The sequence below is a fragment of the Bradyrhizobium sp. LjRoot220 genome, assembly GCF_964252915.1.
GTDB lineage: Bacteria > Pseudomonadota > Alphaproteobacteria > Rhizobiales > Xanthobacteraceae > Bradyrhizobium.
In genome coordinates this window covers 19384-33611 of the sequence record NZ_CAXUPS020000004.1, presented here as the reverse complement: position 1 = coordinate 33611, position 14228 = coordinate 19384, and the positions used below count along the sequence as shown (strand labels likewise).

Here is a 14228-nt window from a genome sequence, read left to right as displayed (position 1 = left end):
AAGCCGGCAATCGGCCTGTTTCGCTGCAAGGAGACAGGGAAAGTCATGATCAGTCGCCGCCTCGTTCTTGCCATAGCTTCGGTCTGGGCCTTTGCTGGCTCTGCCGCGTCCGCACAGGACTGGAAAGCCAAGTATCCCGAACTGGTAATGGCGCTTGTGCCGGCGGAAAATGCCACCGGTGTTCTGGCCCGTGTCGGACCCTTTGCCGACTATTTGACCCAGCAACTCGGCGTCAAGGTGACCCTGCGGGTTGCCAATGACTACACCGCGGTCATCGAGGGCCAGAAGAACCGCCAGATTCACATCGGACAATATGGTCCCGGTTCCTATGCACGCGCCAACGCCGTGTCCAATGGAAACGTCGTCCCCTTCGTGACGCTGCGCAATTCCGGCGGGGTGATCGGATACTATTCGGTGATGTATGTGCGTGCCGAAAGTGAGTACAAGTCGGTCGGAGACCTCAAGGGAAAAGTCCTCGGGCTGGTGGATGTCGAATCCACATCCGGGTTCAAGGCGCCGACGTTTTTTCTGGCCGACCAGGGCTTTCCCGTCGAAAAACACTTCAAGCTGGCGCAGACAACCGGCAGCCACGAGAACGCGATATTCGCGCTTGCGGGCGGGACGGTCGATGCCGCCGTCAATTGGTGGAATGGGGAAGACGACTCGAATTTGAGGCGTATGCTCACCAAGGGAATGCTGAAGAAGGCTGACGGCACTCCAATGACCCCAGCGGATTTCCGCATCATCTGGAAGTCGCCGTTGCTGCCGGGCTCCCCCTTCGCGCTCCTTGCCGACATGCCTGACGACCTGAAGGCCGCAATTATCCAGGCATTCGTCGATGCCCCGAAGAAGAACAAGGCCGCGTTCGACGCCCTGACCGACGGCAAGGTTGAGAATTTTGCCCGGGTTTCCAAGGAAGACTACGTCGAATCCGTGAAGATGAATCTTTGGTTGGACCAGCAGCGAAAGCACCGGGGTAACTGACCGCGCGTCGTTCCATTGTCACCAAATCCACCGATGGTTTCGCAGAATTTCAGAGGGAGAAATCGATGATTACGCGCCGCAGCCTTTTGGCTTTGACGATCGGTCTGACACTGACCACTCCGGCCTTGGCCCAGTCCTGGAAGGACAAGTATCCCGAACTCGTGTTCGCCATCGTGCCGGCCGAAAACGCCACCGGTACCCTCGATCGGTATACCCCGTTCGTGAATTACCTGTCCAAGGAACTGGGCGTCAAAGTGACCTTGCGGGTTGCCAGCGACTACACAGCGGTGATCGAGGGCCAGAAGAACAAGCAAATTCACGTCGGCTTTTATGGACCTGGCTCGTATGCGCGGGCCAACACGGTATCGGGTGGCAACGTCATTCCGTTTGTCACAACCAAGAACAGCGACGGATCGATCGGCTACTACTCCGTCATGTATGTGCGCGCCGACAGCAAGTACAAATCGATCGAGGATCTGAAAGGAACGACACTCGGATTCGTCGACGTGGAATCGACGTCCGGCTTCAAGGCCCCGAACTTCTTCCTGACCCAGCAGGGTTTCCCGATCGACCGGTACTTCAAGGTCGGCCAGACCACTGGCAGCCATGAGAATGCCGTGCTGGCGCTGGCCGCCGGAACCGTCGATGCTGCCGTCAACTGGTGGAACTCGGAGGATGACTCGAACCTGACGCGCATGCTCAACAAGGGCATGGTGAAAAGAACGGACGGCACCCTGATGAAGAAGGAAGATTTCCGCATCGCCTGGAAATCGCCGCTACTGCCGGGTTCGCCGTTCGCCTATCTGGCCGACATGCCCGTCGACCTGAAAAAGGCAATTGCGAAGGCGTTCGTCGACGCTCCGCAGAAGGACAAAGACGCGTTTGCCAAACTGTCGGACGGCAAGGATCTCGGCTTCGTCGAGGTGACCGCGAAAGACTACGAAGAGTCGGTGAAGATGAACCTCTGGCTCGACGAACAGCGGAAGAAGAAGGCCTCCTGAACGGTCGGCGACGGCTGCGGGCTTGATTGCCGCCCGCTGCCGTCATCATCGCGTTTGTTCGCTCACCATCGTCCCACGCGCGAGTGGGGCAGGACAATATTTTGACTAGTCACCTTCATCGTCTTGGCGACCAGCAGGTCGCGGCGCTCCTCGGCCAATACAGTGCGGCTGTCGGCGCAAAGCGCCGTCGGACCCTGCTTTTCGCGTTGGCCCTTGCCGTGTGCACCGCGCTGGCTGCCTGGGGCGGCGAGGTCGATCTGCGCAAATTTGTCGAAGGGCTTCCAAGGTTCTGGAGCTATCTCTACGACATCCTGCCGAAGCTGCGACTTGCGCATCTCGGTACCGACTTCGCCGAATGGTTCTGGAATTGGGACGGCTGGCTCCGGCTGTTGGCTGAAACGCTTCTTGTCGCCTACGTCGGAACCTTTCTCGGCGCATCGATTGGCTTTGTTCTTTGCTTCTTTGCGAGCGCAAACCTGATCGCGAATGTTTTCGTTCGCAGTTTGGTGCGGCGTTTGCTTGAATTTTGCCGCACGGTGCCGGAGATCGTTTTCGCACTATTGTTTGTTTACGCCCTAGGGCTCGGTCCGGTACCCGGAGTCCTGGCCATCGCCATTCACACGGCCGGGGCGCTCGGCAAGCAGTTCGCCGAAGTTACCGAAAACATCGATATGAAGCCCGTCGATGGTGTCCGCGCGACCGGATCGAGTTGGGTGCAACAAATCCGTTTTGCCGTCGTGCCCCAGATCCTGTCTAATTTTGTAAGTTATACGTTGCTGCGCTTCGAAATAAACGTACGCGGCGCATCCGTGATGGGCTTTGTGGGGGCCGGAGGAATCGGCAAGGAGTTGCTGGGATCAATCCGCCAGTTCTATTACTCGGACGTCAGCGCAATTCTGTTGATGATCATTGCGACAGTGATTGTTATCGATCTCCTCACCGAGCGCTTGCGCCACCGACTTCTCGGAATTGAGGGACATCGATGATGTCGCAACCGTCGTCGCTCGCCGGGGCTGACCGGGCTCGCCTGGCGCAGGCCTATCCCGACATTTTCAGGCCGTCGCCGTTGAAGCGAATGCAGGTGGTGACGGTCGCCGTTGCCCTCGTCGGATTGTTCGTGTTCGGCATGGTGTGGCTGGGCTTCTCGTTCGAAAAATTGGTAACCGGAATAAGCCGTCTAGGCGTCATCATCGGCTTGATGTTTCCTCCAAGTCCGGGCAGCTTGCTGCATCTTTACCTCAAGGGTCTCGCTGAAACCCTCGCCATCGCCTTTCTGGGTACGCTGCTGGCAGCGGTCATCTCGTTTCCGCTTGCTTTCATCGCCGCCAAGAATGTGGTCGGTCAGCGTATCCTGCATTTCCTGTCGCGCCGCGTTCTCGATACGATACGCGGTGTCGATACGCTGATCTGGGCACTGATCTTCATCAATGTGGTCGGGCTCGGGCCATTCGCCGGCATTTTGGCAGTCGCGATGTCTGACATAGGGTCGTTCGGCAAACTGTTTTCCGAGGCGATTGAGACCGCCGACACCAAGCCGGTCGACGGTGTGACCTCGACCGGAGGATCTGCGCTTCATCAAATTCGATTTGGCGTGGTTCCTCAGGTGCTCCCGGTCATCCTGAGCCAGGTGCTCTATTACTTTGAATCAAACACGCGCTCCGCGACCGTGATCGGCATTGTCGGTGCGGGGGGAATCGGCCTTTACCTTTCGAACGAGATCAATCAGCAAAACTGGGATCATGTTGCATTCCTGATCATCATGGTTCTTATCACAGTTGCGGTGATAGATTTTATCTCCGCTCGGCTGCGGTTCGCGATCATTGGCCGGGGGGCGGTACGCGACTAGCTCAACGTCACCTATCCTCCACCAGAAACTCCACGCGTTCGGCGGCAAAGCGCGAGTGCTTGGTTACGATTGGCGTGCCGTCGGGATCGACGTCGGTGCTGTCGACCACAAGGATCGGACGTCCCAGCGCGAGTTCCAGCCGCGCGGCGTCGGTGGCGTCGATGATCCCCGCAGTGATCCTGGTCGAGGCGCGGCGGTAATCCCGAATGCCGTAATGCGCGACCAGCTTGGTCATCGAGCGCACACTGGCGAAGATGCGCCCGGCGTCGGGAAAGCGTTCGGCGGAGAGCCATGAGGTGCTGACGCAGATTGGCGTGCGGTCGGCGAGCCGCACCGACTCGATCCGGACCAGGGGTGCGCCGGTCTTCAGCCCGAGTTCCCGCGCCAGTTCACGTGTTGCGGCATCGTCGGACGCATCGATCAGCAGGCCGCGCGGTTCATGGCCGCCGGCGCCGACGATTTCGGAAAACCGCGTCCGCGAACGCAAGGGATAGGCGAGGCGCTGGGTCTCGACATAGGTTCCGCTGCCGCGCTCGGCGCGCACCAGCCCGCGTTCGGCGAGCATAGCCAGCGCCCGGCGCACCGTATGGCGATTAACCCGATAGGTTTCGGCGATCTCCATCTCGCCCGGCAGCTTTTCGCCCGCGGCGAAGCGGCCCTCGGCAATGCCGCGTTCAATCCCGTCGGCAACCTGCCGCCACAACGCCACACCCGAGGCTGCGTCCTGCATGCTCATGGCGTGAAACTACCCGGAACGATCATCCGAAAAAACAACCCTGTTGTCACCAAACAGTCATGGCGTTTGGTTATGAAGTTGTCTATTAGCATAGACAACTTGATTCCGGCAAGGTGGATATGACGGCAACCGAGAACGACAAGCAGACGCAGCGCAAGGCGGTCATGGCGGTGCTCGCGCATTCCGAGCCATCGGAGATTTCGGGCCGGCTGGCGGCGATCGCGCTGCCGGCGCACGAAAACCTGCGCGAGCCGGAAAGCGGCCTCGTGATGGTGCGCGGCCGCATTGGCGGCGACGGCGCGGCCTTCAACCTCGGCGAAGCCACGGTGTCGCGTGCTGCGGTGCGGCTTTCGAGCGGTGAGGTCGGCTTCGGCTACACGCTCGGCCGCGACGCTGAGAAGGCGCGGATGATCGCGCTGTGCGACGCCATGGTGCAGTCGGATCAATTCGCAGGTCTGGTCGAGGCAAAGGTGATCGCGCCGCTGCGCGCGGCGATCTCGGAAAAGCGGAACCGCAAGGCCGCCGAGGCGGCGGCGACGCGGGTCGATTTCTACACCTTGGTGCGGGGAGAGGGCTGATGACGACCGTTGCCGAACTGCCCGCGGGGTTTGCCGACAAGGTGTTGTCGGCGCAATCGACCTTCCGCTCCGTCATGGATGCGCTGGCGTGTCCCGGCAGCGTTCAGCGCATTGCCGCCGTCGCCGGTGCGCCTGCCGCGATGATGCGCGGCACCGCCGCCATTGCGTTGACGCTGTTCGATCATGATACGCCGATCTGGCTCGACAGCCGGATGTCGGCGACATCAGATGTCGCCAAATGGCTCAAGTTCCACACCAGCGCGCCTGTCATCGCGGATTCCTCGATCAGCAGCTTTGCCTTGATCGGCAGCCCCGGCGAGCTGCCTGCGCTCGACCGCTTCGCATTCGGCAGCAATGAATACCCGGATCGTTCGACGACGCTGATCCTGCAGGTCGAGAGCCTGATGCAGGGGCCCGCCCTCGAACTGCGCGGGCCGGGCATCGACGGCACAGCACTCCTGCAAGCCGCGATCCGGCCGCATGATCTGGTCGAACGGCTCGCCGTCAATGCCGCGCTGTTTCCGCGCGGCATCGACGTCGTGCTGGTCCATGACGACGCGATTGTCGCGATACCGCGCACCACACGGCTGGTCGCGAGAGGAGGCTAGACATGTACGTTGCCGTCAAGGGAGGAGAACGCGCCATCGAGAACGCCCATCGGCTGCTGGCGCATGAGCGGCGCGGTGATCGTGACGTTCCCGAGGTGTCGCTGTCCCAGATCTCCGAACAGCTTTCGCTCGGCGTCGACCGCGTCATGACCGAAGGCTCGCTGTACGATCGAGAACTCGCGGCCCTCGCAATCAAGCAGGCGCGCGGCGACATGATCGAGGCGATCTTCCTGGTGCGCGCCTTCCGCGCCACGCTGCCGCGCTTCGGCGCCACCGAGCCGGTCGATACCGGCGCGATGCAGGTGCGGCGGCGAATATCCTCGACCTTCAAGGATATTCCGGGGGGCCAGATACTTGGGCCCACCTTTGACTACACCCATCGCTTGCTCGATCCACAGCTCGCGGAGGGATTTTCTCCGGAAGCGCCGGAGACAAGCGAAGCGTCGCTCGCGGCGACGCCGCGCGTGACAGACATTCTGGGCCGTGACGGCCTGATCGAGCGCTCGCCCGAGGTGGATGCACAGGCGCCGGTTGGCGATCTCACGCGCGAACCGCTCAGCTTCCCGGCCGATCGCGATCTGCGCCTGCAGAACCTGGCGCGCGCCGACGAGGGCTTTCTGCTGGCACTCGGCTATTCCTCGCAGCGCGGCTACGGCCGCAACCATCCCTTTGCCGGCGAAATCCGGTTCGGCGAGGTCGAGATCGAATTCATGGCCGAGGATGTCGGCTTCGCTGTGCCGCTCGGCGCCATCGCGATGACTGAATGTCAGATGGTCAACCAGTTCAAGGGCTCGGCCACCGAGGCGCCGTGTTTTACGCGCGGCTATGGGCTGGCGTTTGGCCAGAGCGAGCGCAAGACCATGTCGATGGCGCTGGTCGATCGCACGCTTCGCGCCCGCGAGCTCGGCGAGGAAGTGATCGCACCCGCCCAGGACGAGGAGTTCGTGATGTCGCATTCGGACAATGTGCAAGCGACCGGCTTCGTCGAGCACTTGAAGCTACCGCATTACGTCGACTTCCAGTCCGAACTCGGCCTGCTGCGCAAATTGCGCAAGGAGTTCACGGAAGCCACAGAGGCGCCGCCGATGCAGGAGGCCGCGGAATGAACGCGCCGACGTATAATTTCGCCTATCTCGATGAGCAGACCAAACGAATGATCCGCCGCGCGATCCTCAAGGCGATCGCGATCCCCGGCTATCAAGTGCCGTTCGCCAGCCGGGAAATGCCAATGCCCTATGGCTGGGGCACCGGCGGCGTGCAGGTCACGGCCGCGATCCTCGGGCCCGAAGACGTGTTGAAGGTGATCGACCAGGGCTCCGACGACACCACCAATGCGATCTCGATCCGCAAGTTTTTCGGCAAGACCGCGGGCGTCGCGACGACGACCGCGACCGCTGACGCCACCGTGATCCAGACCCGGCACCGGATTCCCGAAGCGCCGCTGAATGGCGGGCAAATTCTGGTCTATCAGGTGCCGATCCCCGAGCCGCTGCGCTTCCTCGAGCCGCGCGAGACCGAAACGAGGCGCATGCATGCGCTCGGCGAATATGGCCTGATGCACGTCAAGCTGTATGAAGACATCGCGCGCTTCGGCCACATCGCGACCTCCTACGCCTATCCGGTGAAGGTCAACGCGCGCTACGTGATGGACCCGTCGCCGACGCCGAAATTCGACAATCCGAAGATGGACAATTGTCCGGCGTTGCAATTGTTCGGCGCCGGCCGCGAGAAGCGCATCTATGCGATCCCGCCATATACCACCGTGGTATCGCTCGACTTCGAGGATCATCCGTTCACGCGCTACCGGTTCGATGCGCCTTGCGCGCTGTGCGGGGCCGACGATTCCTACCTCGATGAAATCGTCACCGACGACAGAGGCGGCCGGATGTTCGTCTGCTCCGACACCGATTACTGCGAAGGCCGCCAGTCGGCCGGTCATCGCGGCAGCGAAAGCGCGGCACCGCACAAGGAGAGGGCGCATGGCTGAGCAAGCCCTCGACGATCAGCCGCTTCTGGTCGCCGAAAACCTCGGCAAGAATTATGGCCGGCTGGTTGCCTGCCGCGACGTGTCGTTCGCGCTCTATCCCGGCGAGGTGCTGGCTGTAGTCGGCGAGTCCGGGTCGGGCAAGTCGACGCTGCTGCAATTGCTGTCAGCGCAGCTGGCGCCGAGTGCGGGCAGCGTCTCGTACCGGATGCGCGACGGCGTGCTGCGCGATCTCGCCGCGTTGGGCGAAGCCGAGCGGCGCTTCCTGTTCCGCACCGACTGGGGCTTTGTGCACCAGGACCCCGCGCAGGGCCTGCGGATGGCGGTTTCCGCCGGCGCCAATGTCGGCGAACGGCTGATGGCGGTGGGCTGGAATCACTACGGCCGCATCCGCGACACGGCGTCATCCTGGCTGGAGCGCGTCGAGATCGATACCGACCGCATCGACGACGCGCCCCGGACCTATTCGGGCGGCATGCGGCAACGGTTGCAGATCGCACGCAACCTCGTCACCGAGCCACGGCTGGTGTTCATGGACGAGCCGACCGGCGGCCTCGACGTGTCGGTGCAGGCGCGGCTGCTCGACCTGATGCGCAGCCTCGTCAGTGAGCTCGGCCTCGCGGCCATCGTCGTCACCCACGACCTTGCGGTGGCGCGGCTGCTGTCGCACCGCGTGATGGTGATGAAGGGCGGCCGGGTCATCGAAACCGGGCTGACCGACCAGGTGCTCGACGACCCCCGCGAACCCTACACCCAACTGCTCGTCTCCTCGATTTTGCCGGCATGAGCCAACCAATGACCGCGATGATCGACATCAGCAACGCCGAAAAGACCTTCACCATGCATCTGCAGGGCGGCGTTGAACTGGCTGTGGTGCGCGGGGTCTCGTTTCATGTCGCGCCCGGTGAATGCGTGGTGCTGTCGGGCCCCTCGGGCGCCGGCAAATCCTCAATCCTGAAGATGATCTTCGGCAATTACCGCTGCGACGGCGGCCGCATCGGCATCCGGCATCAGGGCACCGTAATCGATCTCGCCACCGCCGAGCCGCGGCAGGTGCTCAGCGTGCGCCGTTCTACGATCGGCTATGTCAGCCAGTTTTTGCGCGCGGTACCGCGGGTGGCGACCATCGACGTCGTCGCTGAACCCCTGATCGTGAACGGGATTGCCCGCGCGCAGGCGCGCGAACAGGCCGGAGCCCTTTTGCGCCGGCTCAACATTCCTGAACGGCTGTGGGCGCTGCCGCCTTCGACGTTCTCGGGCGGTGAACAGCAGCGCGTCAACATCGCGCGCGGCTTCATTTCCGATCTGCCGATCCTCCTCTTGGATGAACCCACGGCTTCGCTCGACGCCGCCAATCGCGCCGTCGTGGTGGAATTGATCGCCGGGAAGAAACGTCAGGGCGTGGCGATGGTGGCGATCGTCCATGACGACGAGATACGCCATTTGATCGCCGACCGGATCGTCGATGTGACCTCGTTTGCCTCGGCTGCATAGGGAAGAGAAGTGAGATGAGCGCGTCGAAGCACGAAACCATTTTGGGCAATGCCGGCATCGTCCTCGCCGATCGCGTGATCGCGCGCGGCTGGGTCGCCATTGCCGATGGCCGCATCGCCGAATTCGGCGAAGGCGACGCCCCCGGGCGAGCCGAGGACGCCGCCGGCGACCTCGTGATGCCCGGCCTGATCGAACTGCACACCGATCACCTCGAGGCGCATTACGTGCCGCGCCCAAAGGTGTTTTGGGATCCGATCGCCGCGGTCGTGTCCTACGATGGTCAACTGGCCACTTCGGGCATCACCACGGTGCTGGACTCGCTGCGGGTCTGGCGCGAGGACGGCGCCGAGGACGTCGATGGCCGGGCTGGCATCCTCGCGAAGGCGATCACGTCGGCGCGTGAGGAAAACCTGCTGCGCGCCGATCACTTCCTGCATCTGCGCTGTGAAATCCCGATGCCGAGCGTCGTCGAGGAAGCCAAGGAACTGATCGACCGACCGGACATACGGCTGATGTCGCTGATGGACCATACGCCGGGGCAGCGCCAGTTCCGCGATGAAGTGAAGCTGCGCGATTATTACCGCGGCAAGGGCGGCGGCATGACCGACGCCGAGCTCGACGTGCTGTTCGAGCGGCGCTTTGCCTACCAGAAGACCTATGCCGCGACCAATATGCGCGAGATCGTGGCGCTGGCGCATCAATACGCGATACCGCTTGCCAGCCATGACGACACCACCGAGGAAAACGTGCTCGACGCCGTCCGTGATCGCATTGCGGTCGCGGAGTTCCCCACCACGATGGAAGCGGCGCGTGGTTTGCACCAGGCCGGCATCGGCATCCTGATGGGCGCACCGAACGTGGTGCGCGGTGGTTCGCATTCCGGCAACATCGCCGCCGTCGATCTCGCCCGCGAGGGGTTATTGGACATCCTGTCGTCCGATTACATTCCCTCGAGCCTTTTGATGGCCGCACTTCAATTGCCGCGGCATGTTCCCGCGATCGATCTTGCCTCTGCCGTGCGCACCGTCACCAAGACGCCGGCGGAAGCGGTCGGGCTTTCGGATCGCGGTGAAATCGCGATCGGCAAACGCGCCGATCTGATCCGGGTGCATGTGGCGCGCGACATCCCGGTGGTGCGCAGCGTCTGGCGGGAAGGGCAGCGTGTAGCATGACGGACATCCTCACCACATTGACGGGACTCGCGGACGCGATCGGGCCGGGTCGCCTCATTCTGGTGGTCGGGCCGAGCGGGGCCGGCAAGGATACGCTCCTCGGGCTCGCCAAGGTGGCCTGCGCCGATCACGGCAGCATCGTATTCCCACGCCGCGTGATCACGCGGCAGGCCTCGGCCTCCGAGGACAATGAAGAGGTAAGCCTCGGCACTTTCGAGGCAGCGCTGGCGCGCGACGAATACGCCTTGCACTGGGAAGCGCATGGCCACCGCTATGCGCTGTCACGCGCCCTCGACGACGAAATCCGCGCCGGGCATACCGTGGTCGCCAACGTTTCACGCACCATCATTGCTGCGATGCGCCGCGCCTATGCCGACGTCACGGTGATCTCGATCACCGCGCCACCGAACGTTCTTGCCGAGCGCTTGGCGATGCGCAGCCGCAGCAGCGACGGCAAGCTTGAACTCCGGCTCAGTCGCACGGTGGACGAGGCCGCGCCCGACGTCACCATCGTCAACACCGGCAGCGCCGATTTTCACGCGCGCCAGCTGGTCCGGGCGATCAAGGGCGAGAAGTGGGACGAGTAGATAGCGTTTTCAAGCGAAGTGGAGACCGGTTCGCGTCTGGAAAACGCGTCAGAGGAAGAACGGGGGGACGCAAATGTCTGTTGTCACGACGATCGAACAACTCGAGGCCATCTATGGATTTCCCGGTGACGCCTCGATAGTCAAGGTCACCGATCGCGTCACGGCGTCCTACCGGGCGTTGATGGATCAATCGCCGTTTGCGGCGCTGGCGACCTGCGGGCCGGAGGGGCTGGATTGTTCGCCCCGCGGCGATCTGCCCGGCTTCATGCGCGTCCATGATGAAAAGACGCTGATGATGCCGGATCGCCGCGGCAACAACCGCTGCGATTCCCTGCGCAATATCGTGCGAGACCCACGGGTGGCGCTGCTGTTCCTGATCCCGGGCTCCGGCAGCACCCTGCGCGTCAACGGCCGCGCGCATGTTTCCGCCGAGCCTGAGCTATTGGCGTCGTTCAAGATGGACGGCAAGGCGCCGCGCACGGTGATCGTCATGACGGTGGAGGAGATTTATTTTCAGTGCGCCCGCGCCATCGTCCGCGCCGATCTCTGGAATCCCGAAAAACGAGTCGATCCGAAGACCTTGCCGACACCCGGCGATATCCTGGCAGAGATGAGCGACCACACCGTGGGCGGCGAGAAATACGACCGTGAATGGCCGGAGCGCGCGCGGCAGACGATGTGGTGACGGCGACGCTATTGCTGCGCCGCACGGGCCACGGGCGCTTTCCTCATCCATTTGGGGAAGGACGCCCGGCTTGACCAACCTCACTATTGTCGTGACACTTCGCATCGCCAGTCTCCGACACGTCGGAGACTGGCATTTTTTCAATCAGGGGGATTCTATGATTCGTTTTTCAGCTCTCGTTGCCGCTGCGTTTGTACTCACTGTTTTCATCGGGTCATCGCTTGCGGAAGCCCAGAAAGCCTCAGACCCAAGGAGCCAGCCCGGTAGTGGCCAGTGCCGACTTTCAAACGGGCAAAAATGCTGATGTGATTCGATCAGCCGGCGCGCAGCGCGGCTGTCCTGGGCTCGCCGGCCATGCCGGTGAGCCCATTTTCGTAAGCGGAATTCGCGACGCGACATAATCCACATCCACCCAATCCCTGCCTGTTTTGCGTGTGACGACCGTCACAGCGAACGATCAGGTCCCCGCGTATCCTGCGATCACAACTGGCGGGAATGATCCCGCGTAGAGATCAACAGGGGAATACCATGACTGATTTGCACAACGACAACCGCGAGCTGACGATCGACGATCTTCAGGGCGTTTCCGGCGGCAAGGCCAAGGGCCATTCCGGCGCGCTCGACGCTGCCAAGAAGATCGACCTCACGGCGTTCCTGGCGCAACTGGACCGGGCTATTGCCAAGGCCCACCAGATCTAATTCCGCTTGCCGACTGTAAGGCGAAGGATGGCGCGCCCAAGGATATCCTGATCAACCGGCCGCCGCCGATCTAACCCGACAAAATTGTTTGACGATGGCGACGAAAGAGGCCGCCGACACGACGGCCTCTTTTGCTGATCGCAATAGAGCGGTCCGCAGGACCGGCGCTAGATTCCGTGGCTATGCCGTATCTTCAGAATCTGAACTGACTTCGGAAGCTCGATGAGAAAATCCTTGTCGCGCTCCAGGTGATGAATCTTTGTCGGGTCTCCGCCAGTGAACCTGCTCATCGATTCCAGGCTTTCCCAATACGAGATGGTGACAAACTCCGTCTCGTTTTCGCGGTCTTCCCTGAACGTCTGGACGGCCAGCGCCTTCTCGATGAGCGGCTTGACGCCGACCTCGTAATTGTAGGCCTCGTACTCGTCTGCCACGTCGGGGCTGGTCCTGCCGCGCCAAACGCGGGCGATCTGGGGTTTGGGCATGTCGGGCCTCCGGGCGAAAAACCCGCTGCCGGGTAAACCGTTCCAAAAGACTTAAAACGGCCTCGAACCACCCAGGCACATGAACCGGTGGTTCAGAATTCCGGCGAAGAAACAGGCTTGAAACAATCGTGAAACCAAGTTGCCCTGAACCGCTCGAAATCTCGGTTCGACTAACTATCGAACAGGAGATGATGACGATGATTAAAGTTGGTTCAAAGGAAGAAGTTGCCCTGCTGCTCGCGCTCTTTGGCGTGCTTGATCTGCCGGTTCAGGCGCCGAAGAAGCGCAAGTGACACTGCTGTTCGGCCCACTGCTGTTTGTCTCGCTGGGTTTCGGAGCCGTCTAGGCCAAGAAGGCGGGCCTCTCCGTTGCATTCCGAATTACAACTGGACGATCCAAGTTGACAACGGAGTTATTACAGGCAGCAGTACCAGCGGGAGTGTGACAGGGGGAGGCTTCGTTAGGGCCAGCATGATGGTCAATGGCTATCGATACGATGTGGTCGGCCATGCGCGCGGTTCGGCCGCTTCCGGGACGTGGACAACGACTGGTAATTGTGCGGGGCGATGGACAGCAACGAGGTCCTGAAGCGATTGATCGTCCGCCACGGCGTTGCGAGGATACGCCTAAGAAGCCGGCAAAAATGCTAATGTGATTCGATCAGCCAAACGCCTGGCGCGGCTGTACTGGGCTCACTGGCAACGCCGGCGAGCCCATTTTCGTGCAAGCCGCAAATGCGGTGCCCCCTCAAATCAAAACCCCGCCAGTTACCGAAGTAGCTGACGGGGCTTTTGAGATGATATTTCCGATGGATTTCTCCCTCGTCGTATCACTCGAATAAGCAACGCCGTTGCCTGGAAGAAGTTCCCGTCGGGGCCTGGTTTTTTCTGTGCGGGACGCAGCGCCGGGAACCAACGCTTTTCTCGCGCGTTCGCGGCAAATAGGGGGGAAGGACCCATGCACACTCAGATCGACGTTTTCGAAAAGCCCATCGAGCGGATCAAGAAGGCCTGCGATCTGATGGGCCTCGGCGCGGACTTCGAGCGCAGATTGCCAGATCTGGAAACCCACCTGGAGGGCTTGGTGGCGGACGGCGAAATCGACGAGGAACGCCTGACGGTAAGTGGCCTGACCTTCCTCAAGCAGGGCTAGCGCGGGCTCAACCTTCAAGCCGCTCGGCGTCCTCATCGAACGCTTTTAACGAGTGTCGTGGAAGCCTGGCCGTCTCAAGAGGCAGCAAGTGAGCGGGCCGGACAAGGTGAAATTGGTGAGCGCGGTGGGACTCGAACCCACGACCCCATGATTAAAAGTCACGTGCTCTACCGCCTGAGCTACGCGCTCACTCGACGCGGTGTGTAGGGGGCGGACC

Annotated in this window: 17 protein-coding genes and 1 tRNA gene; 15 read left to right on the top strand and 3 right to left on the bottom strand. The window is 61.8% G+C overall.

Features of this window, described 5'->3' with window-relative positions; all coding sequences use genetic code 11:
• The first annotated feature begins 45 nt into the window (after positions 1-45).
• The 4 genes from phnD (ACSQ84_RS18470) to phnE (ACSQ84_RS18455) all read left to right on the top strand — a co-directional run bounded on the left by phnD (ACSQ84_RS18470) (position 46) and on the right by phnE (ACSQ84_RS18455) (position 3831).
• Positions 46-984 carry a phosphonate ABC transporter substrate-binding protein gene (gene phnD, locus ACSQ84_RS18470; protein WP_436213143.1) on the top strand — a complete coding sequence of 313 codons (939 nt, stop codon included), beginning with the start codon at positions 46-48 and terminating at the stop codon, positions 982-984.
• Between the two features lie 65 nt (positions 985-1049).
• On the top strand, positions 1050-1985 hold the full coding sequence (gene phnD / locus ACSQ84_RS18465) for a phosphonate ABC transporter substrate-binding protein (RefSeq protein WP_436213142.1): 936 nt from the start codon (positions 1050-1052) through the stop codon (positions 1983-1985).
• 101 nt (positions 1986-2086) lie between these two features.
• Entirely contained in the window at positions 2087-2971 is an 885-nt protein-coding gene (gene phnE, locus ACSQ84_RS18460; protein WP_436213648.1) for a phosphonate ABC transporter, permease protein PhnE, read from the top strand.
• Entirely contained in the window at positions 2968-3831 is an 864-nt protein-coding gene (phnE, locus tag ACSQ84_RS18455) for a phosphonate ABC transporter, permease protein PhnE (RefSeq protein ID WP_436213141.1), read from the top strand. The genes phnE (ACSQ84_RS18460) and phnE (ACSQ84_RS18455) overlap by 4 nt, the downstream gene beginning before the upstream one ends.
• 7 nt (positions 3832-3838) lie before the next feature.
• On the opposite strand, the gene phnF is transcribed toward phnE (ACSQ84_RS18455), so the two are convergent.
• On the bottom strand, positions 3839-4567 hold the full coding sequence (phnF, locus tag ACSQ84_RS18450) for a phosphonate metabolism transcriptional regulator PhnF (RefSeq protein ID WP_436213140.1): 729 nt from the start codon (positions 4565-4567) through the stop codon (positions 3839-3841).
• A gap of 119 nt (positions 4568-4686) precedes the next feature.
• Here phnF and phnG point away from each other — a divergent pair, with 119 nt between their 5' ends.
• The 10 genes from phnG to ACSQ84_RS18400 all read left to right on the top strand — a co-directional run bounded on the left by phnG (position 4687) and on the right by ACSQ84_RS18400 (position 12374).
• A complete protein-coding gene (gene phnG / locus ACSQ84_RS18445) occupies positions 4687-5145 on the top strand; it encodes a phosphonate C-P lyase system protein PhnG (protein WP_436213139.1) in 459 nt (152 codons plus the stop codon).
• On the top strand, positions 5145-5753 hold the full coding sequence (gene phnH / locus ACSQ84_RS18440) for a phosphonate C-P lyase system protein PhnH (RefSeq protein ID WP_436213138.1): 609 nt from the start codon (positions 5145-5147) through the stop codon (positions 5751-5753). Before phnG ends, phnH begins: the two co-directional genes overlap by 1 nt.
• Before the next feature lie 2 nt (positions 5754-5755).
• Positions 5756-6859, top strand: coding sequence for a carbon-phosphorus lyase complex subunit PhnI (locus ACSQ84_RS18435; protein WP_436213137.1), 1104 nt, complete (start codon positions 5756-5758; stop codon positions 6857-6859).
• Positions 6856-7740, top strand: a complete 885-nt coding sequence (locus tag ACSQ84_RS18430) for an alpha-D-ribose 1-methylphosphonate 5-phosphate C-P-lyase PhnJ (RefSeq protein WP_436213136.1) — start codon at positions 6856-6858, stop codon at positions 7738-7740. The genes ACSQ84_RS18435 and ACSQ84_RS18430 overlap by 4 nt, the downstream gene beginning before the upstream one ends.
• Positions 7733-8524, top strand: coding sequence for a phosphonate C-P lyase system protein PhnK (gene phnK / locus ACSQ84_RS18425; RefSeq protein WP_436213135.1), 792 nt, complete (start codon positions 7733-7735; stop codon positions 8522-8524). Before ACSQ84_RS18430 ends, phnK begins: the two co-directional genes overlap by 8 nt.
• Before the next feature lie 8 nt (positions 8525-8532).
• Entirely contained in the window at positions 8533-9231 is a 699-nt protein-coding gene (gene phnL / locus ACSQ84_RS18420) for a phosphonate C-P lyase system protein PhnL (RefSeq protein WP_436213134.1), read from the top strand.
• Positions 9232-9245: 14 nt separating this feature from the next.
• Positions 9246-10403, top strand: coding sequence for an alpha-D-ribose 1-methylphosphonate 5-triphosphate diphosphatase (locus ACSQ84_RS18415; protein ID WP_436213133.1), 1158 nt, complete (start codon positions 9246-9248; stop codon positions 10401-10403).
• Complete coding sequence (gene phnN / locus ACSQ84_RS18410) at positions 10400-10990, top strand: phosphonate metabolism protein/1,5-bisphosphokinase (PRPP-forming) PhnN (RefSeq protein WP_436213132.1); 591 nt, start codon at positions 10400-10402, stop codon at positions 10988-10990. Before ACSQ84_RS18415 ends, phnN begins: the two co-directional genes overlap by 4 nt.
• Before the next feature lie 73 nt (positions 10991-11063).
• Positions 11064-11675: a pyridoxamine 5'-phosphate oxidase family protein gene (locus ACSQ84_RS18405; RefSeq protein WP_436213131.1), complete on the top strand. Its 612-nt coding sequence runs from the start codon at positions 11064-11066 to the stop codon at positions 11673-11675.
• Between the two features lie 528 nt (positions 11676-12203).
• A complete protein-coding gene (locus ACSQ84_RS18400; RefSeq protein ID WP_436213130.1) occupies positions 12204-12374 on the top strand; it encodes a hypothetical protein in 171 nt (56 codons plus the stop codon).
• Positions 12375-12541: 167 nt separating this feature from the next.
• On the opposite strand, the gene ACSQ84_RS18395 is transcribed toward ACSQ84_RS18400, so the two are convergent.
• The gene (locus tag ACSQ84_RS18395; protein ID WP_436213129.1) at positions 12542-12859 is read right to left on the bottom strand and encodes an antibiotic biosynthesis monooxygenase family protein; all 318 of its coding nucleotides are present in this window, start codon (positions 12857-12859) and stop codon (positions 12542-12544) included.
• 957 nt (positions 12860-13816) lie between these two features.
• Between ACSQ84_RS18395 and ACSQ84_RS18390 the strand changes: the two genes are divergently transcribed.
• A complete protein-coding gene (locus ACSQ84_RS18390) occupies positions 13817-14011 on the top strand; it encodes a hypothetical protein (RefSeq protein WP_436213128.1) in 195 nt (64 codons plus the stop codon).
• A gap of 113 nt (positions 14012-14124) precedes the next feature.
• Here the strand turns inward: ACSQ84_RS18390 and ACSQ84_RS18385 are convergent.
• Positions 14125-14200 (bottom strand) — tRNA-Lys (locus tag ACSQ84_RS18385).
• Positions 14201-14228: the final 28 nt, after the last annotated feature.

What these genes read in the sequence shown, in the direction of transcription:
- phnF (WP_436213140.1), bottom strand. Translation starts at nt 4,567, where the DNA reads ATGAGCATGCAGGACGCAGCCTCGGGTGTGGCGTTGTGGCGGCAGGTT.
- phnD (WP_436213142.1), top strand. Translation starts at nt 1,050, where the DNA reads ATGATTACGCGCCGCAGCCTTTTGGCTTTGACGATCGGTCTGACACTG.
- phnD (WP_436213143.1), top strand. Translation starts at nt 46, where the DNA reads ATGATCAGTCGCCGCCTCGTTCTTGCCATAGCTTCGGTCTGGGCCTTT.
- ACSQ84_RS18430 (WP_436213136.1), top strand. Translation starts at nt 6,856, where the DNA reads ATGAACGCGCCGACGTATAATTTCGCCTATCTCGATGAGCAGACCAAA.
- phnH (WP_436213138.1), top strand. Translation starts at nt 5,145, where the DNA reads ATGACGACCGTTGCCGAACTGCCCGCGGGGTTTGCCGACAAGGTGTTG.
- ACSQ84_RS18405 (WP_436213131.1), top strand. Translation starts at nt 11,064, where the DNA reads ATGTCTGTTGTCACGACGATCGAACAACTCGAGGCCATCTATGGATTT.
- ACSQ84_RS18395 (WP_436213129.1), bottom strand. Translation starts at nt 12,859, where the DNA reads ATGCCCAAACCCCAGATCGCCCGCGTTTGGCGCGGCAGGACCAGCCCC.
- ACSQ84_RS18390 (WP_436213128.1), top strand. Translation starts at nt 13,817, where the DNA reads ATGCACACTCAGATCGACGTTTTCGAAAAGCCCATCGAGCGGATCAAG.
- ACSQ84_RS18400 (WP_436213130.1), top strand. Translation starts at nt 12,204, where the DNA reads ATGACTGATTTGCACAACGACAACCGCGAGCTGACGATCGACGATCTT.
- phnK (WP_436213135.1), top strand. Translation starts at nt 7,733, where the DNA reads ATGGCTGAGCAAGCCCTCGACGATCAGCCGCTTCTGGTCGCCGAAAAC.
- phnG (WP_436213139.1), top strand. Translation starts at nt 4,687, where the DNA reads ATGACGGCAACCGAGAACGACAAGCAGACGCAGCGCAAGGCGGTCATG.
- phnL (WP_436213134.1), top strand. Translation starts at nt 8,533, where the DNA reads ATGACCGCGATGATCGACATCAGCAACGCCGAAAAGACCTTCACCATG.
- phnN (WP_436213132.1), top strand. Translation starts at nt 10,400, where the DNA reads ATGACGGACATCCTCACCACATTGACGGGACTCGCGGACGCGATCGGG.
- ACSQ84_RS18435 (WP_436213137.1), top strand. Translation starts at nt 5,756, where the DNA reads ATGTACGTTGCCGTCAAGGGAGGAGAACGCGCCATCGAGAACGCCCAT.
- phnE (WP_436213141.1), top strand. Translation starts at nt 2,968, where the DNA reads ATGATGTCGCAACCGTCGTCGCTCGCCGGGGCTGACCGGGCTCGCCTG.
- ACSQ84_RS18415 (WP_436213133.1), top strand. Translation starts at nt 9,246, where the DNA reads ATGAGCGCGTCGAAGCACGAAACCATTTTGGGCAATGCCGGCATCGTC.